The sequence below is a fragment of the Streptomyces sp. NPDC029956 genome, assembly GCF_055574655.1.
Window position 1 is genome coordinate 1 of the sequence record NZ_JBVHZJ010000121.1, and the last position, 4,504, is coordinate 4,504.

Genomic DNA, 4,504 nt, shown 5'->3' on the forward strand with positions numbered 1-4,504 from the left:
ATGGCCCAGGAGGCGGGTTGGACGACGTCGACGCGGTCGAGGCCGGGTGCGTCGTCGTCTCCGCGCAGGACGGCGGTGAGGGACCAGTCCACGAAGGGTGTGAGGGCGGTCTCGCAGTCGGCGATGGCCTGGGCGAAGACGGGGGAGGAGTCGAGGAGCTCGACCGCCATCCCGACCCACTGCGACCCCTGCCCCGGGAACACGAACACGACAGGAGCACCCGAGGCCCGCCCCGGCTTCGCACCGGAGACGGCCGCGGTGACCGCGTCGACCTCGCGGGAGGCGAGCGCGTCGAGGCCCGCGAGGAGCCCGTCGCGTCCTTTGCCGCCGGGGACCATGGCCCGCGACTCGAAGGCGGAACGGTTCGCGGCCAGGGAGAACGCCACATCGGCCGGGCTCAGTTCGGGCCTTGCCCGTACGTACTCGGCCAGTCGGCCCGCGGCTTCGGCGAGCGCGTCGGCCGAACGCGCCGACACCATCCACGGCAGACCGGCCTCGGGGCGCCCGGTCCCGGTCGCCTCCTCGGCTACCGGCTCCGTCGCGGGGGCCTCGGCGAGGATGACGTGGGCGTTGGTGCCGCTGATGCCGAACGACGACACTCCCGCCCGGCGGACCCTTCCGTCCGTGGCGGGCCAGGAGCGGGCCTCGGTCAGCACCTCGACGCCACCGGACTCCCAGTCGACGAGCTCGCTGGGCCTGCTCACGTTGAGCGAGGCGGGCACTTCGCCATGGCGCAGCGCCATGACCATCTTGATGACACCGCCGACACCGGCGGCGGCCTGGGCGTGTCCGAGGTTGGACTTGAGGGACCCCAGCATGAGGGGCCGGCCGCCGTCACGCTCACTGCCGTACGTGGCGAGCAGCGCCTGCGCCTCGATCGGGTCGCCGAGGACGGTGCCGGTGCCGTGGGCCTCGACCGCGTCCACCCCTGCGAAGGAGACCCCGGCGTCGGCCACGGCGGCGCGGATCACTCGTTCCTGCGCGGGGCCGCTCGGTGCGGTGAGGCCGTTGGACGCGCCGTCCTGGTTGACGGCCGTACCGGCGACCACGGCGAGCACGTCATGGCCCAGCCGACGGGCGTCCGACAACCGCTCCACGACCAGGACACCGACGCCCTCGGCCCACGCCGTTCCGTCCGCGTCCGCCGAGAACGACTTGATGCGGCCGTCGGCAGCGAGTCCCCGCTGACGCGAGAACTCGATGAACGTGTGGGGGGTGGACATCACGGCGGCGCCACCGGCGAGGGCGAGCGAGCACTCGCCCGACCGCAGGGCCCGTACGGCCAGGTGCAGTGCCACCAGGGACGACGAGCACGCCGTGTCCACCGTGAGCGCCTGACCCTGCAGGCCGAGGGTGTAGGCCACCCGGCCGGTGGCGACGCTGCCGGCCGTGCCGGTCAGGAAGTGGCCCTCGGCCTCCTCCGGGAGCCGGCCGCCACCGCCGTAGTCGTGGTACATCACGCCGGCGAACACACCGGTGTCACTGCCGTGCAGCGTTCCGGGCGCGATGCCCGCCCGCTCCAGGGCCTCCCACGACACTTCGAGGAGCAGCCGCTGCTGCGGGTCCATCGCCAGCGCCTCACGTGGCGAGATCCCGAAGAACGCGGGATCGAACTCGCCGGCCTCGTGGAGGAACCCGCCGCGCCGCACATAGGACGTGCCGGAGTGGTCCGGGTCCGGGTGGTAGAGGCCGTCGAGGTCCCAGCCCCGGTCGGTCGGGAAGTCCGAGATGACGTCGCGCTGCTCGGCGACGACCTGCCACAGTCCCTCGGGGGAGTCGACCCCGCCCGGGAAGCGGCAGCCCATGCCGACGATCACGATCGGGTCGTCGTCCGTACGCGGTGCGACGGCGGCGGCGGGCTGCGGGACGACACTCTCGGCCCGTTCCCGTGCGAGCGCGAGCGTGAAGTCGACGACGGCGGCCGGCGTGGGGTGGTCGAAGACGAGGGTCGCCGGAAGACGCAACCCGGTAGCGGAGTTGAGGCGGTTCCGCAGCTGTACGGCGAGCAGCGAGTCGACGCCGAAGCTCTTGAACGGCTGGTCCGGGTCGATCCCGTCCGCCGAGTCGCGGCCGATGACCGCGGCGAGCTGGGCGTTGACGAGGTCGAGCAGCAGACGGCGGCCCTCCTCCTCGGACAGCCGGCCGAGCCTGCGGCGCAGCCCGGACTCGCCGGAGCGCCGCTGCGGGACCCGTACCAGCGAGCGCAGCACCGGGGACAGGGTTCCGTCGAGCGCGTCGGCGCGCAGTGCGGCCGGGTCGAGCCGGGCCGGTACGAGCATCGCCGTGTCGTCGCCGAGCGCGCGGTCGAGGAGGTCGAGGCCCTGCTCGTTGGAGAGCGGGGCGATGCCGCGCGTCGAGAGGGTGCTGTCGTCCAAGTGCCCCGTGAGACCGGTGCGTTCGGCCCACAGACCCCAGGCGAGAGAGGTCGCGGGGAGACCGGCGGCCCGGCGGCGGGCGGCGAGCGCGTCGAGGAAGACGTTGCCGGCGGCGTAGTTGGCCTGGCCGGGGTTGCCGAGTACGCCCGCGACCGAGGAGAAGAGGACGAACGCGGCGAGGTCCTGGTCCGCGGTGAGTGCGTCGAGGTGGGCGGCGGCGTCCACCTTGGGGCGCAGCACGGCGGCGAGCCGGTCGGGGGTCAGCGACTCGATCACACCGTCGTCGAGGAGGCCCGCGGTGTGGACGACGGCGGTCAGCCGTACGCCGGTCAGGAGCCGCGCGAGTGCGTCGCGGTCGGCGGTGTCGCAGGCGGCGAGGGTGACCTCCGCGCCCGAAGCGGCGAGTTCGGCCGCGAGTTCCCCGGCACCCGGGGCATCGGGTCCGCGGCGGCTGACGAGGAGCAGGCGGCGGGCGCCGCGCTCGGTGACCAGGTGCCGTGCGACCGAGGCGCCGAGGACGCCGGTACCGCCGGTGATGAGCACGGTCCCGTCGGGGTCCAGTGCGGTGGCGCCGGCCGGGCCGGCGACGGCGGTGTGCCGGACGAGCCGTGGCGCGAGGAGCGTGCCCGCCCGCAGGGCGAGCTGAGGCTCGGTGAGGACGGCCCCGGGAACGCCGTCGATGTCGCTAGCCGCGTCCGCGTCCGTGTCCAGCAACGAGAAGCGGTCGGGGTGCTCGGACTGGGCGGTCCTGATCAGGCCCCACACGGTGGCCTGGGCGGGGTTCGTGACATCGGGGCCGGCGGCGCCGTCGGTCAGCACCAGCAGCCGGGACCCGGTGAACCGGGCGCCGGCCAGCCAGCTCTGGACGAGGGCCAGCGCCCAACCCGCCGCGCGGTGCGCGTGATCGGCGAGGCCCGCCCCTGTGCTGTCGGAGTCCTGCGTCGAGCCCGGACATCGTACGGCGACGAGCTGAGGCACGGGATCCGGCACCTCGGCCAGATCGGCGACCTGACACACGGCGACGTCGGACGCGGTGGACGGGACCGGCTGCCACTCCAGGCGGAACAGCGCGTCGGTGCCGCGCGCGGCGGCCAGGTCCGCGGTGAACGGGCGCATCGTGACGGACTCCGCCGACAGCACGGGCTTGCCCGCGCCGTCGGTGACGCGCAGGCTCACCCCGTCCTCGCCCTTGGCGCTGAGCCACACCCGGAGGGCGTCCGCGCCCTCGGCGTGGCGGGTGACGCCGGACCAGGAGAACGGCAGGACGGTGCCGCCGTCCTCGCGCAGCAGGCCGACCGCGTGCAGGGCGGCGTCCAGTACGGCCGGGTGGACGCCGTAGGACGCGGCGTCGAGCTCGGCGGGCAGGCTCACCTCGGCGAAGACGTCACGGCCGCCGCGCCAGGCGGCACGCAGTCCTTGGAAGGCGGGGCCGTAGTCGTACCCCGCTTCCGAGAGTGTGTCGTAGCGGGACTCCACGTCGATCTCGTGGGCGCCGGGCGGCGGCCACTCGGCGAGGTCGAAGTCCGCCGTCCCGTCGTCGATGTCGAGCAGTGCCGCGGCGTGCCGCGTCCACGGAACCCCCGCGTCGGCGTCCTGCGGCCGCGAGTGCACGGCCAGCTCCCGCTGCCCGTCCGCGTTCGGCGGCTCGACGGTCACCCGGAGCTGAACGGCCTCGTCGGGCGGCAGCAGCAGGGGCGCCTGGAGAGTGAGTTCGGAGAGCCGCCGCCAGCCCGTCCGGGCGCCCACGGCCATCGAGAGTTCGAGGAACGCGGTACCGGGCAGCAGGACGGTGCCGTGCACGGCGTGATCGGCGAGCCACGGCTGCGTGTCGAGGCCGAGCCGCCCCGTGTACACCAGCCGGTCCTCCTCTACGAGCTCGATCACGGCGCCCAGCAGCGGGTGCCCTGCCGGGTTCAGGCCGAGCCCCCGTGCATCCGTCGCGGCAGGCTCGGGTTCGAGCCAGTAGTGCCGGCGCTGGAAGGGGTAGGAGGGGAGTTCCACCGTGCGGGCCTGGTAGGGCTGGAGGAGCGTCGTCCAGTCGACGGTGACGCCGTGGGTCCAGGCTTCGGCGGCGGATTCGACGAAGCGTTCGAGGCTGCCGGTGTTGCGGTGGAGGGTGCCGACGACGG

Annotated in this window: 1 protein-coding gene; it reads right to left on the bottom strand. The window is 74.2% G+C overall.

Going from position 1 to position 4,504, the window contains the following annotated elements; translation table 11 throughout:
• On the bottom strand, nt 1-4,504 hold a 4,504-nt coding region (locus ACZ4XX_RS40185; protein ID WP_468512762.1), incomplete at both ends, for a type I polyketide synthase.